Origin of the sequence: Atlantibacter hermannii (assembly GCF_009907385.1) — a bacterium.
Lineage (GTDB): Bacteria > Pseudomonadota > Gammaproteobacteria > Enterobacterales > Enterobacteriaceae > Atlantibacter > Atlantibacter hermannii_A.
In genome coordinates, this window is record NZ_JAAATR010000001.1 from 1 (window position 1) to 20,137 (window position 20,137).

Consider the following 20,137-nt stretch of genomic DNA (forward strand, 5'->3'; position numbering starts at 1 on the left):
GTATATGACCCAAAGTGTCCTGAAATTCTGGATTCCATTTATCAAGTAAATACTTTGTCCATAATACAAGAAAAAAATAATTTCCACTGATTAAAAACCCTCCATCATCGAAATAATTTAAGATTTTAACCCAGCCGATTTAGAAATAAATACCCACATCAATCATTGATATAAATAGTTATCAAATATCAAAGATAAGGCAAAAAATACATAATATTCAATCAATTACATTTATATGTAAATATAATAAATTATAAAAATTTATAGGGTTAATTTATGATTGATATTTTCGTTATCATTTTGAAATATCCCTATAGATTTACTTACATATAATTCTGAAATAAAATCCACGCATCCCATTATTATTTGCACGGATATAAACGCGTCTCTCAATGAACGTAATAAGGAAAGCACTAATGAATAGGAAAGTACTGGCACTCGTTATTCCTGCTTTATTAGCAGCAGGCGCAGCGCACGCTGCGGAAATTTATAATAAAAACGGCAATAAAGTTGATTTCTACGGCAAAATGGTCGGCGAGCGTATCTGGTCAAATACCGACGACAGCAACAGTGAGAATGCTGACACCTCTTATGCACGTTTTGGCGTAAAAGGTGAGACGCAAATTGCCGATCAGTTCACCGGCTTCGGTCAATTCGAATACAACCTGGACGCCAGCCACCCGGAAGGCGCGCAGGATGAATCAACCCGTCTGGCTTTTGCTGGCCTTAAATATGCTCAGGCAGGCTCATTCGATTATGGTCGTAACTATGGCGTAGCTTATGATGCGGCGGCTTACACCGATATGCTGGTTGAATGGGGCGGCGATTCATGGGCTTCCGCAGATAACTTCATGAACGGCCGTACCAATGGCGTTGCAACCTATCGTAACAATGATTTCTTCGGTCTGGTCGAAGGCCTGAATTTTGCTATTCAGTATCAGGGCAAAAATAACGATCGTTCCGTGACGAAAGCAAACGGCGACGGTTACAGCCTGTCAGCCAGTTACAACTTCGACGGTTTTGGCTTTGTCGGCGTTTACGGCAAATCTGACCGTACCGACGAGCAGGCAGCAGACCACTATGGTGACACTGCTGAAGTCTGGTCTCTGGGCGCGAAATACGATGCCAATAACGTTTATGCCGCAGTGATGTACGGTGAAACCCGTAATATGACCGTGTTTGGCAATAACAATAACGGCAAATATTTTGCTAACAAAACGCAAAACATCGAAGCCGTTGTCCAGTACCAGTTCGATTTTGGCCTGCGTCCATCTTTGGGTTATGTCTATTCAACCGGCAAAGACCTTGGCGCGCGCGACAACCATCGCGGCGTTGATGCGGATCATGTGAACTACATTGAACTGGGTACCTGGTACTACTTCAACAAGAACATGAACGTGTATACCGCTTATAAATTCAACCTGCTGGATGAAGATGACGCGGCCATTACCGGTGCTGCTACAGACGATCAGTTCGCGATGGGTATCGTTTACCAGTTCTAACCTAAGCGTACATGAAAGCTAATCATCCCTTGCGATGACGTTAGCGCTTAAAGCCTGAATCAGGAAACTGGTTCGGGCTTTTGTCTTTTGTATCATTACATGTAATTTTTTGGTGTTAACAGAATGATTCAGACAAAATGAACCTGCTTTACAGCAAGTGTGACCGTGGTCGTTGCCAGGAAATGAGGTAACTGCTTGAATAGTGGCGGAGAGAGGGGGATTTGAACCCCCGGTAGAGTTGCCCCTACTCCGGTTTTCGAGACCGGTCCGTTCAGCCGCTCCGGCATCTCTCCGTTTTGAACGGTTGCCATGATGCCAGGTTATTTGGCATTTTAATAGTCCTTGCCCTTTCAATTTTGTTCAAATGACGACTTTGCGAGCAGATAGATGATTAAGTGGCCGTGGAAAGCGAGTGAATCCACCTCATCAACGCCTCTTCCCTGGGATGAGGCGTTCACTATTCCCGTTTTAGCGGGCTTTACGTCATCGGAGCAGCAAAAGCTGATCCGTCTGGCTGAACGTTTTCTGCAACAAAAACGGCTGGTTGCCCTGCAGGGCTTTGAACTGGATGAACTTAAAACAGCCCGGATCGCCCTGCTCTTTTGCCTGCCCGTCATGGAATTAGGCGTTGAATGGCTGGATGGCTTCCACGAAGTGCTGATCTACCCCGCACCCTTTGTGGTGGATGATGAATGGGAAGACGATATTGGCCTGGTCCATAATCAGCGTTCGGTTCAATCGGGGCAAAGCTGGCAGCAAGGACCGATTATTCTTAACTGGCTGGATATTCATGACTCCTTTGACGCGTCCGGCTTCAATCTGATTGTTCATGAGGTCGCTCACAAGCTGGATATGCGTAATGGCGACCGTGCAAGCGGCGTGCCCTTTATCGCCCTGCGAGATGTGGCAGGCTGGGAACACGATCTCCATGCTGCCATGAGCAATATCCAGGATGAGATCGATCTGGTGGGTGAAAACGCCACAAGCATTGACGCCTACGCCGCAACCGACCCGGCGGAATGTTTTGCCGTCCTGTCTGAATACTTTTTTAGCGCGCCGCAACTCTTCGCCCCGCGCTTTCCATCGCTGTGGCAGCGATTCTGTCAGTTTTACGGCCAGGATCCGTTACAACGCCTCTATTCAGGTGAAACGGATCGCTGGACGGAACAAGTCCATTAAACGGGCAAAATGATGCGAAAACAGCCAATTGAATCAAAGCGTTAATTTTTGCATTGACACATATAGGGACCGCTATTACTATGCGACCCGTTCACACGATTCCTCTGTAGTTCAGTCGGTAGAACGGCGGACTGTTAATCCGTATGTCACTGGTTCGAGTCCAGTCAGAGGAGCCAGATTCAGAAAATCCCGCTTAAGCATCCTTAAGCGGGATTTTTGCTTTTTGGCCGAGGTAAGTAAGCAACAGACGTTATATCTGATAATCAATGACCAACTCATCGCTTTCCAGCGCCTGACGCTTGATTTCTTCCACCGACAGCGCTGAATTACATAATTCAATAAAGCGCCAAACATAATTGCGCTGCAACTGCCCACGTTTCAACCCTAACCAGACGGTATTTGCATCGAACAGATGGCGTACATCCCGTCTCACCAACTGCCCGCTGTCATGCTCACCACTTGCCTGTTCCGCGACAATGCCAATCCCAAGCCCCAGCTCAACGTAGGTTTTGATCACGTCGGAATCCTGTGCGCTCAGCACAATATCGGGCACGATACCTTTACGGGCAAACGCCTCATCAATACGCGAGCGCCCCGTAATCCCCTGTCGATAAGTGATGAGCGGCCAACGGCCTAACTCGTCCAGCGTCACCGGCACAGCATGGGAGAGCGCATGGCCTGCGGGGATCAGCAGGCTATGCGACCAGCGGAACCACGGATAGGCCACCAGCAGCGGATCGTTACTCAGACGCTCGCTGGCGATACCAATATCCGCCGTACCATTTTCCAGTAGGGTTTCGATTTCCTGCGGCGTGCCCTGAATCAATTCCAGCCGGACTTCCGGGAACAGCGCGCGAAAAGATTTAATTACTGCAGGCAGGCTGTAGCGCGCCTGGGTATGCGTGGTGGCAATGGTCAGAATGCCGCTGGTATCGTTAGAAAACAGATCCGCCAGACGGCGGATATTACTGGCTTCATTCAGAATGCGTTCGGCAATCACCAGCAGAGCTTTACCCGGCTCGGTCATGCCCAATAAGCGCTTACCGCGGCGAATAAAAATTTCGATGCCCAGCTCATCTTCCAGCTCGCGTATATGGCGGCTGACGCCGGATTGCGAGGTATAGAGCATACTGGCGACTTCAGTCAGGTTGTAATCCCGCTTCGCCGCCTCGCGGATAATTTTGAGTTGCTGAAAATTCATCATGTCTCCAGAAGCATTCTGATATAACGCTATTGTTAAAGTCTGTGCTTCTGCATAACAAATAATAAAAACCAGCAACTTATGCTTTTCAGGAATATAAACTAGCTGACCAGCAGCAGCTCACGGCTCTCCATCACAGGGCGGGAAATCAGCGACATAAGAATGTCTTTTACCGCCTGGGCCTGCGGCGAAAGCGACATATGCGCCGAGACATTCAGTGACAGCGGCAAATTCAGCGTCGGGCTGGAAATGCGCGCCGTCCAGCCGTTTGCCGATTGCGCCAGTGAACGTGCGGCAGATTCCGGCAATACCGTGACCCCCATACCGCTTGCGATGGCAGCGGTCAGCGTTGAAACCGAATCGATTTCGCCAATAATTTTGGCCGAGAGTCGACGTAGCGAAAAGGCTTCGTCAACGCGTTTGCGCACCGCGCAAAAATCACGCGGCAGGAATAAATTCATCTCCGCCACGCTGGCTAAATCCACCTGCTGCCCGGGGCAATCCCGGGTGCCGACTAAAAACAACTCTTCTTTGAGCAACGGCTGGCTGGCGATGCCGGCAACCGGCGCGCGATCGTACAGCACCGCCATATCCAGCTGGCCGCCAAGCAGTTTATCGTTCAACTGCGCGCCGCTGTTTTCCTGAAGGTAAACCAGCACCTCCGGCAGCTCGTTGCGTACCGCCTGCAGCAGCGGCATGGTGATCGCCGCAGCGGCGGTACCCGGCGCAAGGCCAATTGACACGTGCCCGCTTAACGTATGCCCCACATTATGCACCGCCAGTTGAGCTTGCTCGCACTGGCGCAGAATGGTCCGCGCATGGGCATAGAGAATTTTCCCGGCCTCGGTTGGCGTGACGCCGCGCTTGGTGCGAATAAGCAGTTGCTGATCCATCTCACCTTCCAGCGTTGCCACCTGCTGGCTCAGCGCTGGTTGGGCGATATGCAGCACTTCAGCCGCCTGGGTCAGGCTACCGATATCAACGATTTTTACGAAATACTTCAGGCGTCTAAGGTTCATATGGCCCCCTGGAATGAAAACATGAACAAGCTGTTAACAATGAAATTGCAAGATGCTTGCCAGTTTTTTCTTTGCCGGAAAGGCGCCTTTAACCTGCTGGATAATAAGAGAAACGAATCTTTGAACGTATTTTAAAAATGGAATAGTGTTTTGCTTCTGCCCCATAAGAGGTAGTCATGCACCATTTGCGGGCGTCAGTGTACGCGTTGCCGCCAGTTCACTGATAACCCTTACGATTCTGCCCATATGCGGCGTTTGCATTGCCAGGCTGACGGAAAATTCAGCAATCAAAAAGTTTTAGGCAAAACAGGCTTTGACAAGGCGATCGGCCCCCGTTAACATGCGCCCCGTTCACACGATTCCTCTGTAGTTCAGTCGGTAGAACGGCGGACTGTTAATCCGTATGTCACTGGTTCGAGTCCAGTCAGAGGAGCCAGATTCAGAGAAGCCCGCTTAAGGAAACTTAAGCGGGCTTTTTGTTTCAACCGCTCAGCCCGCTGCGGTTTCACCCCCCTCACACCCCACCCAGATATGCCTTCCTCACTTCCGGGTTTACCAACAATTCCGCACCGCTGCCGCTCAGGCGAATTTCCCCGTTAGTCATCACATACCCCCGATCGGAGAGTTTCAGCGCGTGGTTGGCGTTTTGCTCCACCAGAAACAGCGTCACGCCCTGCAGAGTCAGTTCGCGCAGGATCTGAAAAATCTGTTTCACCACCAGCGGCGCGAGGCCCAGACTCGGCTCGTCCAGCAGGAGTAATTTGGGGCGGCTCATCAACGCCCGGGCGATAGACAGCATCTGCTGTTCGCCGCCGGATAACGTCATCGCCCGCTGACTGCGCCGCTCCTCAAGCCGCGGAAACAGTTGGTACATGCGCGCTTTATCTTCTTTCTGATAGCGATTGCCGATGGCAATCGCGCCCATCAGCAGGTTTTCCTCCACCGTCATATCCGGGAAAATACGCCGCCCTTCCGGGGCCTGGGCGATGCCGTTGCTGGCAATAAAATGGGTGGAGCGACGGCTGATATCTTCGCCCCGGTAGAGAATTTGCCCGCTGGCGATGCGCGGCTGGCCGAAAATCGACATCAGCAGGGTGGATTTGCCCGCGCCGTTCGCGCCAATCAGCGAGACGGTTTCGCCCTCGTTTACCGTCAGCGAGATGCCTTTCAGCGCCTGGATTGGCCCATAAAACACATCAACATCACGAAACTCCAGCAGCGGCTTCATCCCGTCACCTCCTCTTCCTCTGCGCCCAGGTAGGCGGCGATAACGCTGGGGTTGTGCTGGATTTCCTGCGGCGCGCCGCGCGCTATGACGTTGCCATGATCCAGTACGATAACGTGGTCGGAAATCTCCATCACCATGCCCATATCGTGTTCAATCAGCAGCACCGTGACGCCGTGTTGCTGGCGCAGCAGCCGCAGAATGCGGCTCAGGGCGTGGGTTTCCACCGGGTTAAGCCCGGCGGCGGGTTCGTCCAGGCAGATCATCTCCGGCCCGGTACACATGGCACGGGCGATTTCCAGCCGACGCTGCTGCCCATAAGAGAGCGTGCCCGCCAGCCGGTTGGCGCAATCCACCATTTCCACCACTTCCAGCCAGTAAAACGCCCGGTCCAGCGCCTGGTTTTCTGCCCGGCGGTACGCGGCAGTGTTAATAATCCCGGCAATCAGATTACGGTTCGCCAGCCTGTGCTGGGCCACCAGCAGATTTTCTACCACCGACATTTCACGGAATAAGCGGATATTCTGGAAGGTGCGCGCCAGTCCGGCCCGGTTAACCAGGTGGGTGCCGCCAAACATTTTGTAGTAGAGCCGCGAACCGAGCCGTCGGGGATGCAGGAAATCACCCGCACGCAGCTTTTGCCCCAGCACCTCGATGATGTCGGTAGGCGTGCGCGTGTTCAGCAGGATCGCGCCGCCGGTAGCGTGATAAAACCCGGTCAGACAGTTAAAGACCGTGGTTTTACCCGCCCCGTTGGGGCCGATCAACGCGGTGATCGAACCGCGCTCCACGTCCAGATTGACGTCGTTAAGCGCGTTAATGCCGCCAAAATGCATCATCAGATGTTCCACTCGCAGGATACTGTCGCTCATGGCGCCACTCCTTTGCGGGTGGCGAACCCGGCGCGGCTGGTGCGCACCAGCCCGCGGGGCCGCCAGATCATCATCACCACCATTAACACGCCGAACAACAGCACGCGGTATTCGGCAAAACTTCTCAGCAGTTCCGGCGCCACGGTCAGCACAAATGCGGCCAGCACTACGCCGAGCGTCGAGCCCATGCCGCCCAGCACCACAATGGCGAGGATCAATGCCGATTCGAAGAAGGTAAATGACGTTGGATTGACAAATCCCTGATACGTGGCGAAGAACACGCCGGCGATCCCGGCGGTTGACGCACCGATCATAAAAGCTGAAAGCTTCACCAGCACGTGGTTGAGCCCCAGCGAGCGGCAGGCGATTTCATCTTCACGCAGCGCCTCCCAGGCCCGGCCTATCGGCATCCGCGTCAGGCGATGCTTGATAAACAGCACCAGCAGCACCACCAGAACCAGGACCGCGTAAATAAAAATAAACTTCAGGTTAGGGTTATAAGAAAGACTGAAAAACTCATGGAACGGAACGCCGCCGTCTTTGGCGCGCCGGGAAAACTCCAGCCCGAACAACGTCGGCGCGGGGACGGAAATCCCGTTCGGCCCGCCGGTAAAGCTCAGCCAGTTGTTGAGCACCAACCGGATGATCTCCCCAAATCCGAGGGTGACAATCGCCAGGTAATCCCCGTGCATCCGCAATACCGGAAAGCCGAGCAGCGCCCCGGCCAGCGCGGCAAGCAGCGCGCCCAGCGGGAGCATCACCCAAAAGCCCAGCCCCAGACACTGATAGCCCAGTGCCAGCCCGTAAGCGCCGATGGCGTAAAACGCCACGTAGCCCAGGTCGAGTAGCCCGGCCAGGCCCACCACGATATTCAGCCCTAATCCGAGCAGCACGTAAATCAGCCCGAGGATCGCCACGGTAAGCAGGTACTTGGTGGCGACAAACGGAAACAGCAGCGCCAGCACCATCAACAACGGGATCGCCCAGCGCAACGGCGATTTATAATCCGAGGGGCGCACGTAGACGCCGTCGTCCCCGCTTTCGAACTGGCGGGCAAACCGCCGCCCGCGCGACGTTTGCAGCGCCAGGCTCAGAACGAAGCGCCCCGCCATTACCACCGCCACCAGCAGCGCCACGCGATCCGGCGACAGCGTATAGCTGTAGCCGCGCAGCACCACCCCGACGATCGGCCCAAATACCACCAGTGCGCATAGCCCTGCCAGTACGGTATCCAGCAGGCATTTTTTGATATCGATTCCTGGCTTCAGTGCCGCATCTGTCATCGTTTACCCCTTACACCTTCGCGACCACGGGACGGCCCAGCAAGCCTTGCGGGCGAAAAATCAGGATCACCACCAGCAGTGAAAACGAAAACACGTCTTTGTAATCGGAGTTCACCAGCCCGGCGAACTGCGCTTCGGCAACCCCCAGCAGCAGGCCGCCAAGCATCGCGCCGGGCAGCGAGCCTATGCCGCCCAACACCGCCGCGGTAAAGGCTTTAATACCGATAATGAAACCGGCATAAAAATCGAAGGTCCCGTAGTTCATGGTGACCAGCACCCCCGCCAGCCCGGCCATCGATGCGCCGATGACAAATACCAGCGAGATCACCCGGTTGGTGTTGATGCCGAGAATCGACGCCATGCGCCGGTCCTGCTGGGTGGCGCGGCAGATCCGCCCCAGCCGGGTGAACTGGATAATCCACGTCAGCACCCCCATCCCCACCACGGCGGCCACCAGGATAAACACTTTGGTTAAGGTGATTTGCACTACGCCGTCGTCAACGTGGAAGCGCAGCACGCCGGTCAACAGCGTGGGAATGCCCTGCTGATTCGGCCCCTGGCTTAACTGAACGTAGTTTTGCAGGATCAGCGACATGCCGATGGCGGAGATCAGCGGTGCCAGCCGGGTGGAGTTGCGCAGCGGCCGGTAGGCGATGCGCTCAATCGCCCAGCCGTACACGGCGGTCACGGCGACGGTGAAAATCAGCGTACCGAAGATCAGCAGCGGGAAGGAGTGAATGCCGAAGCTGGCCAGCAGCGCCAGCCCGATGGCGCAGAGATAAGCCGAGATCATATAGACTTCGCCGTGAGCGAAATTGATCATCCCGATAATGCCGTAAACCATGGTGTAGCCGATGGCGATCAAACCGTAGACAGCGCCTAACGTCAGCCCGTTGATCAGCTGTTGGAGAAAAAAAGCATCCATATCAACACTCTCGCCAGTGAGAAAGCGGCCCGAGAGCCGGGCCGCCTTCAGTGTCGCGGCGTTTTACCTGGCGGCAAAACGGACGGGGCGGCAAATTACAGCTGTTTGTATTTGCCTTTGTCATCCCACTGATAAACCACGTAATCCGAGACTTTCAGGTCGCCCTTGCCGTCCCAGGATTTGGGGCCCATCACCGTATCCACGGTATTGGACTTCAACCACTCACTGGCTTTTTCGTTGTCTTTTCCCGCGCCGTTATAGGCGGCGGCAATCGCCTGGATCGAGGCGTAGGCGTAAAGGGTGTAGCCTTCCGGCTCAAAACCGCTGGCGCGGAATTTTTCGATCACCGTTTTACCCGCCGGGATGGTGCGCGGATCGTTGCCGAAGGTCATCAGCACGCCGTTGGTAAACTGCGGGCCGCCCGCTGCGGTCACCATCTCTTCGGTCACCACGCAGTCACCGGAGAAGAATTTCGCCTGCACACCCTGTTCGCGCATCTGGCGCACCAACGGGCCAGCTTCCGGATGGCAGCCGCCAAAATAAACCACGTCGGGTTTCAGCGAACCGATTTTGGTCACCAGGGCATTAAAATCTTTTTCCCCGCGCGACAGGCCTTCGTACAGCACCTCTTTGGTGCCGCGCTTTTCCAGCGCCGCTTTGGTGGCGTCGGCAAGACCCTGGCCGTAGGTGTCCTTATCGTGAATGATGGCGATTTTCTTCGCTTTCAGCGTGTCGAGCATATAGTTGGCCGCCACGACGCCCTGCTGATCGTCGCGCCCGCACATGCGGAACATGCCCTTCATGCCGCGCTCAGTCACCTGCGGATTGGTGGAGCCCGGCGTGATGGTTAGCACGCCTGCCTCGTCATACACTTCAGACGCAGGCATGGTGGAGGAAGAACAGAAGTGACCAACCACCGCTGAGACTTTTGATTCATCCACCATACGGTTGGCGACCGCCACCGCCTGCTTGGGTTCGCAGGCGTCATCTCCCTGAACCAGCACAATTTTCTCGCCTTTAATGCCGCCAGCGGCGTTGATATCCTCCGCCGCCTGGGTTGCGCCCTTCCAGTATTGCGCGCCATACGTGGCGTTCGGGCCGGTGAAAGGCCCCGCCACGCCGATTTTGATATCCGCCTGGGCATAAAATGCCGTGGTTAAACAACCGAGAATGGCGATATGCAGCGGTAATGGTTTTATTTTCAAAGACATTCGGATATTCCTCGCACTATTCAGACACGGCGCCAGGGCTGGCGCGGGAAAAATCACGGGCTTCGTCAATACACTGGCTTTCAGGCGAGCCTGTTTATTAACAATCAAAGGGATGAGTTTGCCATCACGTGGCTGGCTGGGATGCGCGGTTTCCGGACCGTCCAGAATCTTAAACATAGCCGTGGCCCGTCAGGCTGCGCACCCTGCAAGTATAAATTTGCGGCGAAGATCACCTGTGCGATGCGGAGAGTTGAACATTAACAGTCGGTTCAGGGCGGCAATCATTCAGACGGATGAGTTTTACAGGGGTTGCTATTCAACACACGGCTGTATTACTCCTGTGACATACTATCGGTAATGTTGCACCCGACAGTTCGCCGGGATAAGGAGAGAAGATGAACCAAGCCGTAGTCAGCCTGACGCCAGAACAGGCGCTGGATCAACTGGAAGCCCTTTACGACCAGGCCGTGAACGCCCTGCGCGACGCCATTAGCCTGTATATTTCAGAAGGAAAATTACCGGATGCCACCCGCCGCGCCAGCGGGCTGTTTGTTTATCCGCAACTGCAGGTAAGCTGGGACGGCACGGCGGTTAATCCGAAAAAGACCCGCGCTTACGCCCGGTTTACCCATCCCGGCTGTTACACCACCACCATTACCCGCCCGGCGCTGTTTCGCGCCTATCTGGCGGAGCAGCTGGAGCTGCTTTACCATGACTACGGCGCGATCATCGAAGTGGCGCCGTCGCCCCATGAGATCCCCTATCCGTATGTGATCGACGGCTCAGCGCTGACGCTGGACCGTTCCATGAGCGCCGGTCTGGCACGCCATTTCCCCACCACCGAACTGGCGCAAATCGGCGACGAAACCGCCGATGGGATTTTCCACCCCACCGAGTTTTACCCGCTGTCGCATTTTGACGCGCGCCGGGTCGATTTTTCGCTGGCGCGGCTGCGCCACTACACCGGTACGCCGGTGGAGCACTTTCAACCGTTTGTGCTGTTTACCAACTACACCCGCTACGTGGATGAGTTTGTGCGCTGGGGATGCAGCCAGATCCTTGACCCGGACAGTCCCTATATCGCGCTCTCCTGCGCGGGCGGCATCTGGATCACCGCCGATACCGAGGCGCCTGAAGAGGCGATTTCCGATCTGGCCTGGAAGAAACACCAGATGCCGGCCTGGCATCTGGTTACCCAGGACGGCCAGGGGATCACGCTGGTGAATATCGGCGTCGGGCCGTCGAACGCTAAAACCATTTGCGACCATCTGGCAGTGCTGCGCCCGGATGTGTGGATGATGATTGGCCACTGCGGCGGGCTGCGCGAAAGCCAGGCGATCGGCGATTATGTGCTGGCGCACGCGTATCTGCGTGATGACCACGTACTGGACGCGGTGCTGCCGCCGGATATCCCGATCCCGAGCATTGCGGAAGTGCAGCGCGCGCTGTACGACGCCACCAAACAGGTGAGCGGTATGCCGGGGGAAGAAGTCAAACAGCGGCTGCGTACCGGCACGGTCGTCACCACCGACGACCGCAACTGGGAACTGCGCTACAGCGCCTCGGCCCTGCGCTTTAACTTAAGCCGCGCCGTGGCGATCGACATGGAAAGCGCCACCATCGCCGCCCAGGGCTATCGCTTCCGGGTGCCCTACGGTACGCTGCTGTGCGTATCGGATAAACCGCTGCATGGCGAAATCAAACTGCCCGGCCAGGCAAACCGCTTCTACGAAGGGGCGATTTCCGAGCATTTGCAGATTGGCATCCGGGCGATAGATTTGCTGCGCGCCGAGGGCGACCGCCTCCATTCCCGTAAGCTGCGCACCTTTAACGAACCGCCGTTCCGCTAGCTTTTAACCCGGCCCGGGTGGAGAATTTCACCCGGATTTTCGGCAAGTTGTGGAATTAATCAGCAAACGCACGCAAAATCAAAAACAGGCTTTGACAAGCCTACGGTGGGTCGATACTATGCGCCCCGTTCACACGATTCCTCTGTAGTTCAGTCGGTAGAACGGCGGACTGTTAATCCGTATGTCACTGGTTCGAGTCCAGTCAGAGGAGCCAAATTTAAAAACCCGCTTAAGGCGACTTAAGCGGGTTTTTGCTGTCTGCGCTAAACATCAGGAAATAAAAAGCCTCAGTTCAGAATAGCTTCCAGCCGGGCCAGCACTTCATTCACGATACTGTCAGGTATCTGTTCCAGCCGTTTGCCGTTGCGGGCAGCCATATCAACTGTTCTGGGCTGGTCACAGCGGATAATACCTGTTGTTTTCGTTCCCGCCCCGTCCAGTGAAACGGCAAAACCGGCTGCGCGGGCAAAGTTTCCGCCGCTGGTCACAGGGACAACAACGGGTAGCCGGGTCAGCTTATTGAATGAAGCTGGTGAAACGATAAGCACCGGGCGTTTCCCGCTTTGTTCATGACCAGCAGCGGGATCAAGCGAAACGAGCCAGATTTCCCCTCTGTCCATTTACAGGATCTCCTTCCCCACCGCCGGTGCATCAATCCATTCACGATCCTCTTTGCTCAATTCAGCGTTGGGATCGCACTGCGCCAACAATTCTTCCAGTGAATAACGTGGTCGCTTCTGGGGTTCAATAATCAGGCAACCTTTTTCAATAGTCATGCCGACTTCACTATCTGTCGATAGACCCAGCGTTTTAAGCACAGCGGGAGGCACCGCAAGCATCACAGATCCTCCAACCTTTTTGAGACGGGTGGTATACATATTAAACCTCCGAAAGTTATATTTTAATATAACATCGAAAGCGGGAAACGCACAATTATTCATCATTTCCATTGAGACTTCCTCAACGTAGCACAGCGTGAAGGATCATAGTAATCAACTGATTTTACTGTTGAAATGATTATGATGAATCAGATAAATAAAATGCAGCGCAGCTTCCATAATGGTTCTGCGCCGCCAGGCATGTCAGGACAATGACTGAACAGACGGCCCTCCTTGCGCAACGGCTTTCTGAGCCCGCAGCCACACAATCTGCGCCTGAACCGCTACCATGATGGCAATCAGCACGAGGATTTCCCCAAAGCCGTTATGCGGTTGCGGATGGTTAAAGTACAGCCAGGTGCCGAGCAGGAATTTAAACGCCACCAGCCCAAGGAACAAACCAATTGTCAGCGCGCTTCCCTGGCTGAAGACTTTACCGTCCTCAACGGTCAGGCGTGTCAGATTGCCGCGCATCACACCCACCAGCGCGCTGGCGCCGACGCTTACCACCACGGTTGCCCAGGCGATGGCGTCGGTCGGCAGGTAAAAGCCGCCCACCACCAGGCCGATAATCCCGTAAATTTTCGCCATTTTGAAACGGCCTTTTCCGTGCACTTCCGTGCGGATAGTTTGTTTGTAAACTGACCAGCAGGTCAGGGCGATCAGCATCAGGATTTGAGTGGCGGTCATTTTTCATCTCAGCGGTTCAGGAGTGCCTGTCGATGAAATAATCTTACCAGTGGAAAGATAAACGCCGAATCAACAAAACGAACGAAAAAAAACCAGGCGTTTAAGCCTGGTTCAGTGGGGAAGGAAGAATTAAAAGGTCGTCCCGACCGCATGGTTAATCTGCACCGGCATTCCCGAGCGGCGCTCAAGGGCTTCGGTCACCACCTGCGCATCCGCATCCGGGCTTTCCACCTCTTTACGCAGCGCCCCGGTTAAGGTGATTGGCACGCGTTTATCCGATTCAAACTCGGTGCGGTTGCGCGACAGCGGCTCGTGCACCTCCAGCCAACGCGTGCCGTCCGGCTCAAGGGTGGTTTTTACCGGTTGATCGATCAGCTGCACGCGCGTGCCCACCGGAACGTTATCAAACAACAATTTGATGTCATCATCGCGCAAACGGATACAGCCCTGGCTTACCCGCAGGCCGATACCGAAATTGGCATTGGTGCCGTGGATGGCATACAGGCGGCCAATATAAATCGCGTACAGCCCCATCGGGTTATCCGGCCCGGCAGGAACAAACGCCGGTAGCGTAATGCCCTCTTTCGCGTATTCGCGACGGGTATTGGCGGTCGGCGTCCAGGATGGCGCTTCCTGTTTACGCTCCACTTTAGTAACCCAGTTGCGCGGCGTCTCGCGGCCCGCCTGACCGATGCCAATCGGCAGCACCACCACGGTTCCGCTGTCTGGCGGATAGTAATAGAGGCGCATCTCGGCGCTGTTCACCACAATCCCTTTACGCGGCGTATCCGGCAGGATCACCTGCTGGGGAATAATCAACTGGCTGCCCGGTGTGGGTAGATACGGATCGACGCCCGGGTTGGCCTCCAGCATATTACTCAGCCCCAGGCCGTACATTGCCGCGAAATGCTCCAGCGGCTCGGTGTTGCCTTCCGGGATTGTGATAGTGATGTTACTGCCCACCAGGCGACTGCCTTCGGGCGGCAAGGGATAGGTTGTCGCCCGGGACGCTTGCAGCGCGGAAACCAGAAGTAAAGATGAAACCAGAATTAAACGAAGCATAGCGTTCCTTATTGAGTCAGAACTTTAAGCATAGATTGTCAAAACATGACCGAATGTTACAGAAGTATGATCTTATAGCCACCTTCGTGTGAAACGCCCATTCTCTTAAGTCCTAAAAGTCATCCTGACTGCCTTGCCGCACAGATTTAGGTGATAACAATTATCATTTGCCCTTCCGTATAGCTTAAGCTATGTTTTATAGCAGATGCTATAAACGATGAAATATCAATCAGGAGAGAGGCATGACGGTAACCGGTAAATGGCAGAGTGTGGCGGCAATCATGGCACTGACTGCCGCGCTAATGTCGTTCCAGGCCAGCGCGCAGGAAAAGTTTAAGGCGGTCACCACCTTCACTATCATTGCCGACATGGCGAAAAACGTGGCCGGAGACGCCGCCGAAGTAGAATCGATCACCAGGCCCGGCGCGGAAATTCATGAATACCAGCCCACGCCTGGCGATATCAAACGCGCCCAGGGGGCGAAGCTGATCCTCGCCAACGGTATGAACCTGGAGCTATGGTTTCAGAAGTTTTATCAGCACCTGAAAGGCGTACCGGAAGTGGTGGTGACAAAAGGCATTACGCCGATGGCCATCGGCAACGGGCCGTATCAGGGCAAACCTAACCCCCATGCGTGGATGTCGCCCGATAATGCGATGATTTATGTCGACAATATCCGCGATGCATTTATTGAGCACGATCCGGCCAATGCCGACACCTATCGCGCCAATGCGGAAAGCTATAAACAAAAAATTGCCGCCGCCCTTGCGCCGCTGCATCAAAAACTCGATCAACTGCCTCCGCAGCAGCGCTGGCTGGTGACCAGCGAAGGGGCGTTTTCCTATCTGGCCCGGGATATGGGGCTGAAAGAGCTGTATCTGTGGCCGATCAATGCCGATCAGCAAGGCACGCCGCAACAGGTACGCAACGTGGTGGACACCATTAAGCGTGAGCGCATCCCGACCATTTTCAGCGAAAGCACCGTATCCGATAAGCCCGCCCGCCAGGTGGCCCGCGAGACCGGGGCGCATTACGGCGGCGTACTGTATGTCGATTCACTGAGTAAGGCCGACGGTCCGGTTCCCACCTATATCGATTTGCTACGGGTCACCACCGACACCATTGTCACCGGCATCCGCGAGGGGGCAGCACAATGATTTCTCCTTTCAGGCGAGTTCAACCATCAGATATCTCACGACACGGGCCCGGCGTGGTGGTTAGCCAGGCGACCGTCACCTGGCGCAACGGCCACACCGCCCTGCGCGACGCATCGTTCCAGCTGCCGCAGGGCAGCATTACCGCGCTGCTCGGCGTCAACGGCGCGGGAAAATCTACGCTGTTTAAAGCCATTATGGGGCTGGTGCCGCTGGCACATGGCGAGATCACTCTGTTGGGGATGTCGGTGAAATCCGCGCTCGGCAATAATCTGGTCAGCTATGTGCCGCAATCCGAAGAGGTGGACTGGAATTTCCCGGTGCTGGTGGAGGATGTGGTGATGATGGGGTGCTACGGCTATATGGGCATGTTGCGCCGTCCGTCCGCCGCCGATCGCCATGCCGTCGATCAGGCGCTGGCGCGGGTGGATATGGGCCATTTACGCCAGCGGCAAATCGGCGAGCTCTCCGGCGGCCAGAAAAAGCGCGTCTTTCTGGCGCGAGCGCTGGCACAAAACGGCCAGTTGATTTTACTCGACGAGCCTTTTACCGGCGTGGATGTGAAAACCGAGCAGCAGATCGTCACCCTGCTCGGCCAGCTGCGTGACGAAGGCCGCACGCTGCTGGTATCCACCCATAATCTTGCCAGCGTACCCTCGTTTTGCGATCACACCCTGCTGATTAACGGCAGCGTGGTGGCCTGCGGCAAAACCGCCGACACCTTTACCCATGCCAATATCGAACGGGCGTTCGGCGGCGTGTCACATCATCTGTTCAGCCCCTGTCAGGAGGCGGTATGACCTGGCTGCTGGAACCCTTCAGTTACGGCTGGATGGTAAACGCCATGTGGGTCTCGGCCCTGGTGGGCGGCGTTTGCGCGTTTCTCTCCTGCTATTTGATGCTTAAAGGCTGGTCGTTGATTGGCGATGCGCTTTCACACGCGATTGTCCCCGGCGTGGCGGGGGCGTGGATGCTCGGCCTGCCGTTCTCGCTGGGCGCGTTTTTCTCCGGCGGGCTGGCTGCCGCCGCGATGCTGTTTCTGAATCAGCGCACCCGGCTGCGTGAGGACGTGATTATCGGCCTGATCTTTTCGTCGTTTTTCGCCCTCGGGCTGTTTATGGTGTCCCTGAATCCCACCGCCGTGAACATCCAGTCGATTGTGATGGGTAATGTACTGACCATCGCGCCCTCGGACATCCTCCAGCTGTCGCTCATCAGCGGCATTACCCTGCTGATTTTACTGGTGAAATGGAAAGATCTGCTGGTGACGTTTTTTGATGAAACCCACGCCCGGGCCGTTGGCCTGAATCCGGTAGGGTTAAAATGCCTGTTTTTTACGTTATTGTCGGCCTGCACCGTGGCGGCGCTGCAAACCGTCGGCGCATTTCTGGTGATTTCTATGGTGGTCACCCCCGGCGCGACGGCCTGGCTGTTTACCGATCGTTTTCCCCGGCTGATTATCATCGCCGTGGCGCTCGGCAGCCTGACCAGCTTCTTCGGCGCGTGGCTGAGTTATTACCTTGACGGGGCGACGGGCGGCATCATCGTCACCCTGCAAACGCTACTGTTTACGCTGGCGTTTTTCTTCGCCCCGCAGCACGGCGTTATCGCGGCCCGCAAACGGCGGATGACCCGCCAGGCGGTGCACCATGGTTGAGTGGGTAATGGCCCCGCTGGGCTTTGACTTTATGGTCAACGCGCTGATTATTTCCGTGCTGATCGCCATCCCCTGCGCTCTGCTCTCTTGCTTTTTGGTGCTGAAAGGCTGGGCGCTGATGGGCGATGCCATGAGTCACGCGGTGTTTCCCGGCGTGGTGATCGCGTGGATGCTCGGTCTGCCGTTCGCGCCCGGCGCGTTTGCGGCGGGGATGCTGTGCGCGCTGGCAACCGGCTACCTGAAAGACAACAGCCGCATCCGCCACGACACGGCGATGGGCATCGTGTTTTCCGGCATGTTTGGCTTCGGGCTGGTGCTGTATGTCTGGCTCCAGCCGGAGGTACACCTCGACCATATTCTGTTTGGCGATATGCTGGGGATCGGCAGCAGCGACATCCGCGATACCGCGCTGGTCACGCTGTTCACCGTAACCGTCATCGCCATGAAATGGCGCGATCTGGTGCTGCACGCCTTCGATCCGGTGCAGGCCCAGGCGGTAGGTCTGCGCATCAGGCTTTTGCATTACGGGCTGTTAGTCCTGCTGGCGCTGGCGATTGTCGCCTCGCTCAAAGCAGTGGGGATTATTCTCGCCATCGCGATACTGATAGCGCCCGGCGCGATTGCCTTTTTGATAACCCGCACCTTTGGCGCGATGCTGCTGGCGGCGGTTGGCGTGGCGATTATCGCGTCGCTGAGCGGGATCTGGCTGTCGTTTTATCTCGACAGCGCCCCCGCGCCCACCATCGTGCTGGTATTCAGCCTGCTGTTTGTCATGGCGATGTGGGTTAACCGTCGCCACTCTGCGCCGCAGCCTGGCGCGTAACGGCCGTTTTTTTGCTGCGCGGGTACTTCTGCAACCAGCGTCCGCTAATCATACGCCAGTAGAAGAAGAGGCCGCGCACCGCCCAGTCGAGGAACATACCGAGCCAGACCCCGATGACGCCCATGCCGAGCATAATCCCCAGCACATAACCGGCAACCACCCTGCAGCCCCACATGCCCAGCATGGTCACCCACATGGCGAAACGGGCGTCGCGCGCGCCTTTCAGCCCGGCGGGAAGCACCCACGCCGCCGCCCAAATCGGCATAAACAGCGCGTTCAACCACAGCAGGTGTTTAACCACCTGGATAACGTCCTGCTCGTGGGTATAGAACGAGGCGATAAGCCCGGCGAAGGGCGCACTCAGCCAGGCGATGGCGGTTAAGCCGAGGGTCGAAATCCAGAAGATATGGCGCAGTTGCAGCTCCGCCTGGCTAATCTGCCCTTTGCCGAGGCGTTTGCCGACGATGATGGTTGATGCAGAACCCAGCGCGTTACCCGGCAGGTTAATCAGCGCCGCCACGGAAAAAGCAATAAAGTTACCGGCAATCACGTTGGTGCCCATACCGGCGACAAACATCTGGGTAAGCAATTTACCGCAGTTAAACAGCACCGACTCCACGCTGGCCGGCACGCCAATCCCCAGCACTTCGCGCAGAATCGAAATATCGAGGCGGGTAAAATAGCTGCGTAAGGTGATCTTCAGCGCCGGATTAAAGCCGATCATCAGCACATAAATAATGCCCAGCGCGCCGATATAGCGCGACAGCGTAAGCCCCAGCCCCGCGCCGGAAAATCCCATCCCGTCCCAGGAAAACAGGCCGTAAATCAGCACGCTGCTGATCATAATATTGAGAATATTCATCCCGCCGTTAATCAGCAGTGGAATTTTGGTGTTCCCTGCCCCGCGCAGCGCCCCGCTGCCGATCAGCGTAATGGCCGCCGCCGGGTAGCTCCATACCGTCAGCTGGAGATAATTAAGCGCCAGCTGTTTCACCTGAACGGTAGCCTCGCCCGCTACAACATCAATGATTTGTTCGCCGAAATAGTGGATCACCGCCGCCAGCGCTACGGCGACAAGGGTCATCAGAATCAGCGACTGGCGCGCCGCCGCGCGGGCGCGTTTCGGGTCGCGCTTGCCGAGACTAAAAGCCACCACCACGGTGGTTCCTAAATCAATGGCCGCAAAAAACGCCAGGATCACCATATTGAAGCTATCCGCAAGACCGACGCCCGCCATCGCTTCTTTGCCCAGCCAGCTCACCAGGAAGGTGCTGAGCACCCCCATCAACAGTACACAGGTGTTTTCTATGAAGATCGGCACCGCCAGCGGCATAATTTCCCGCCAGTAAAGGGTGCGATAACTTTTTCTACGGCCGTGCCAGTGCGTGCGCGACAGAATGCGCCGCAGCGAAGTGGATAAGCTCAAGGTGAATCCATCAGGAAAGTAAAACGACTTTTCAATGATGAGTGAGGAACGGCGTTACTGCAAAGTATTTCCACATTTTTTGTTGGCATTTTCAGCGAAGCGCCGGCAAAGTGGTCAGTCGAAGGCTTAAGGCCGAAATGGGGTTTGACAAAAAGATTTCCCTCGCTAAGATAAGCCTCC

General features: G+C 55.7%; 19 protein-coding genes and 4 tRNA genes. 10 read left to right on the forward strand and 13 right to left on the reverse strand.

Going from position 1 to position 20,137, the window contains the following annotated elements; genetic code table 11:
- Positions 1–416: 416 nt before the first annotated feature.
- The gene (locus tag GV764_RS00005; RefSeq protein WP_161658437.1) at positions 417–1,502 is read left to right on the forward strand and encodes a porin; all 1,086 of its coding nucleotides are present in this window, start codon (positions 417–419) and stop codon (positions 1,500–1,502) included.
- A gap of 203 nt (positions 1,503–1,705) precedes the next feature.
- Here GV764_RS00005 and GV764_RS00010 read toward each other — a convergent pair.
- Positions 1,706–1,795: transfer RNA gene (locus tag GV764_RS00010), tRNA-Ser, on the reverse strand.
- A gap of 94 nt (positions 1,796–1,889) precedes the next feature.
- Between GV764_RS00010 and mtfA the strand changes: the two genes are divergently transcribed.
- A complete protein-coding gene (gene mtfA, locus GV764_RS00015; protein WP_161658439.1) occupies positions 1,890–2,681 on the forward strand; it encodes a DgsA anti-repressor MtfA in 792 nt (263 codons plus the stop codon).
- Between the two features lie 100 nt (positions 2,682–2,781).
- A tRNA-Asn gene (locus GV764_RS00020) sits at positions 2,782–2,857 on the forward strand.
- Positions 2,858–2,931: 74 nt separating this feature from the next.
- Here the strand turns inward: GV764_RS00020 and cbl are convergent.
- Both cbl and nac read right to left on the reverse strand, forming a co-directional pair.
- Entirely contained in the window at positions 2,932–3,882 is a 951-nt protein-coding gene (gene cbl, locus GV764_RS00025) for an HTH-type transcriptional regulator Cbl (protein WP_161658446.1), read from the reverse strand.
- 101 nt (positions 3,883–3,983) lie between these two features.
- Positions 3,984–4,901, reverse strand: a complete 918-nt coding sequence (gene nac / locus GV764_RS00030) for a nitrogen assimilation transcriptional regulator NAC (RefSeq protein WP_161658448.1) — start codon at positions 4,899–4,901, stop codon at positions 3,984–3,986.
- Positions 4,902–5,261: 360 nt separating this feature from the next.
- Here nac and GV764_RS00035 point away from each other — a divergent pair.
- Positions 5,262–5,337: transfer RNA gene (locus tag GV764_RS00035), tRNA-Asn, on the forward strand.
- A 78-nt stretch (positions 5,338–5,415) separates the two neighbouring features.
- Here the strand turns inward: GV764_RS00035 and GV764_RS00040 are convergent.
- From GV764_RS00040 to GV764_RS00060, 5 genes are all read right to left on the reverse strand, one after another.
- Positions 5,416–6,129: an ABC transporter ATP-binding protein gene (locus GV764_RS00040; protein WP_161658450.1), complete on the reverse strand. Its 714-nt coding sequence runs from the start codon at positions 6,127–6,129 to the stop codon at positions 5,416–5,418.
- Positions 6,126–6,998 carry an ATP-binding cassette domain-containing protein gene (locus tag GV764_RS00045; protein ID WP_161658452.1) on the reverse strand — a complete coding sequence of 291 codons (873 nt, stop codon included), beginning with the start codon at positions 6,996–6,998 and terminating at the stop codon, positions 6,126–6,128. The genes GV764_RS00040 and GV764_RS00045 overlap by 4 nt, the downstream gene beginning before the upstream one ends.
- Complete coding sequence (livM, locus tag GV764_RS00050) at positions 6,995–8,281, reverse strand: high-affinity branched-chain amino acid ABC transporter permease LivM (protein WP_161658453.1); 1,287 nt, start codon at positions 8,279–8,281, stop codon at positions 6,995–6,997. Before livM ends, GV764_RS00045 begins: the two co-directional genes overlap by 4 nt.
- A gap of 10 nt (positions 8,282–8,291) precedes the next feature.
- On the reverse strand, positions 8,292–9,206 hold the full coding sequence (locus GV764_RS00055; protein ID WP_125292305.1) for an ABC transporter permease subunit: 915 nt from the start codon (positions 9,204–9,206) through the stop codon (positions 8,292–8,294).
- Between the two features lie 95 nt (positions 9,207–9,301).
- A complete protein-coding gene (locus GV764_RS00060) occupies positions 9,302–10,417 on the reverse strand; it encodes a branched-chain amino acid ABC transporter substrate-binding protein (protein ID WP_161658454.1) in 1,116 nt (371 codons plus the stop codon).
- A gap of 395 nt (positions 10,418–10,812) precedes the next feature.
- On the opposite strand from GV764_RS00060, the gene GV764_RS00065 reads away from it, so the two are divergent.
- Positions 10,813–12,267 (forward strand): AMP nucleosidase, encoded by a 1,455-nt coding sequence (locus tag GV764_RS00065; protein WP_161658455.1) that lies wholly within the window; start codon positions 10,813–10,815, stop codon positions 12,265–12,267.
- Between the two features lie 138 nt (positions 12,268–12,405).
- Positions 12,406–12,481: transfer RNA gene (locus tag GV764_RS00070), tRNA-Asn, on the forward strand.
- A 73-nt stretch (positions 12,482–12,554) separates the two neighbouring features.
- On the opposite strand, the gene GV764_RS00075 is transcribed toward GV764_RS00070, so the two are convergent.
- The 4 genes from GV764_RS00075 to ldtA all read right to left on the reverse strand — a co-directional run bounded on the left by GV764_RS00075 (position 12,555) and on the right by ldtA (position 14,897).
- Positions 12,555–12,887, reverse strand: coding sequence for a type II toxin-antitoxin system PemK/MazF family toxin (locus GV764_RS00075; RefSeq protein WP_161658456.1), 333 nt, complete (start codon positions 12,885–12,887; stop codon positions 12,555–12,557).
- Positions 12,888–13,145, reverse strand: a complete 258-nt coding sequence (locus GV764_RS00080; protein ID WP_161658537.1) for an AbrB/MazE/SpoVT family DNA-binding domain-containing protein — start codon at positions 13,143–13,145, stop codon at positions 12,888–12,890.
- A gap of 204 nt (positions 13,146–13,349) precedes the next feature.
- Positions 13,350–13,835 (reverse strand): CcdC protein domain-containing protein, encoded by a 486-nt coding sequence (locus GV764_RS00085; protein WP_161658457.1) that lies wholly within the window; start codon positions 13,833–13,835, stop codon positions 13,350–13,352.
- Between the two features lie 129 nt (positions 13,836–13,964).
- Positions 13,965–14,897: a L,D-transpeptidase gene (gene ldtA / locus GV764_RS00090; RefSeq protein ID WP_161658461.1), complete on the reverse strand. Its 933-nt coding sequence runs from the start codon at positions 14,895–14,897 to the stop codon at positions 13,965–13,967.
- 281 nt (positions 14,898–15,178) lie between these two features.
- Between ldtA and GV764_RS00095 the strand changes: the two genes are divergently transcribed.
- From GV764_RS00095 to GV764_RS00110, 4 genes are read left to right on the forward strand one after another with little or no spacing between them, the layout of a single operon-like run.
- Entirely contained in the window at positions 15,179–16,054 is an 876-nt protein-coding gene (locus tag GV764_RS00095; RefSeq protein WP_236651804.1) for a metal ABC transporter substrate-binding protein, read from the forward strand.
- Entirely contained in the window at positions 16,051–16,851 is an 801-nt protein-coding gene (locus GV764_RS00100) for a manganese/iron ABC transporter ATP-binding protein (protein ID WP_201743005.1), read from the forward strand. Before GV764_RS00095 ends, GV764_RS00100 begins: the two co-directional genes overlap by 4 nt.
- Complete coding sequence (locus tag GV764_RS00105) at positions 16,848–17,708, forward strand: metal ABC transporter permease (RefSeq protein ID WP_161658465.1); 861 nt, start codon at positions 16,848–16,850, stop codon at positions 17,706–17,708. The genes GV764_RS00100 and GV764_RS00105 overlap by 4 nt, the downstream gene beginning before the upstream one ends.
- The gene (locus GV764_RS00110; RefSeq protein WP_161658466.1) at positions 17,701–18,531 is read left to right on the forward strand and encodes a metal ABC transporter permease; all 831 of its coding nucleotides are present in this window, start codon (positions 17,701–17,703) and stop codon (positions 18,529–18,531) included. Before GV764_RS00105 ends, GV764_RS00110 begins: the two co-directional genes overlap by 8 nt.
- Here GV764_RS00110 and GV764_RS00115 read toward each other — a convergent pair.
- Positions 18,494–19,957 carry an EmmdR/YeeO family multidrug/toxin efflux MATE transporter gene (locus GV764_RS00115; RefSeq protein ID WP_161658467.1) on the reverse strand — a complete coding sequence of 488 codons (1,464 nt, stop codon included), beginning with the start codon at positions 19,955–19,957 and terminating at the stop codon, positions 18,494–18,496. The two genes, GV764_RS00110 and GV764_RS00115, sit on opposite strands and share 38 nt — an antisense overlap.
- Between the last annotated feature and the right edge of the window lie 180 nt (positions 19,958–20,137).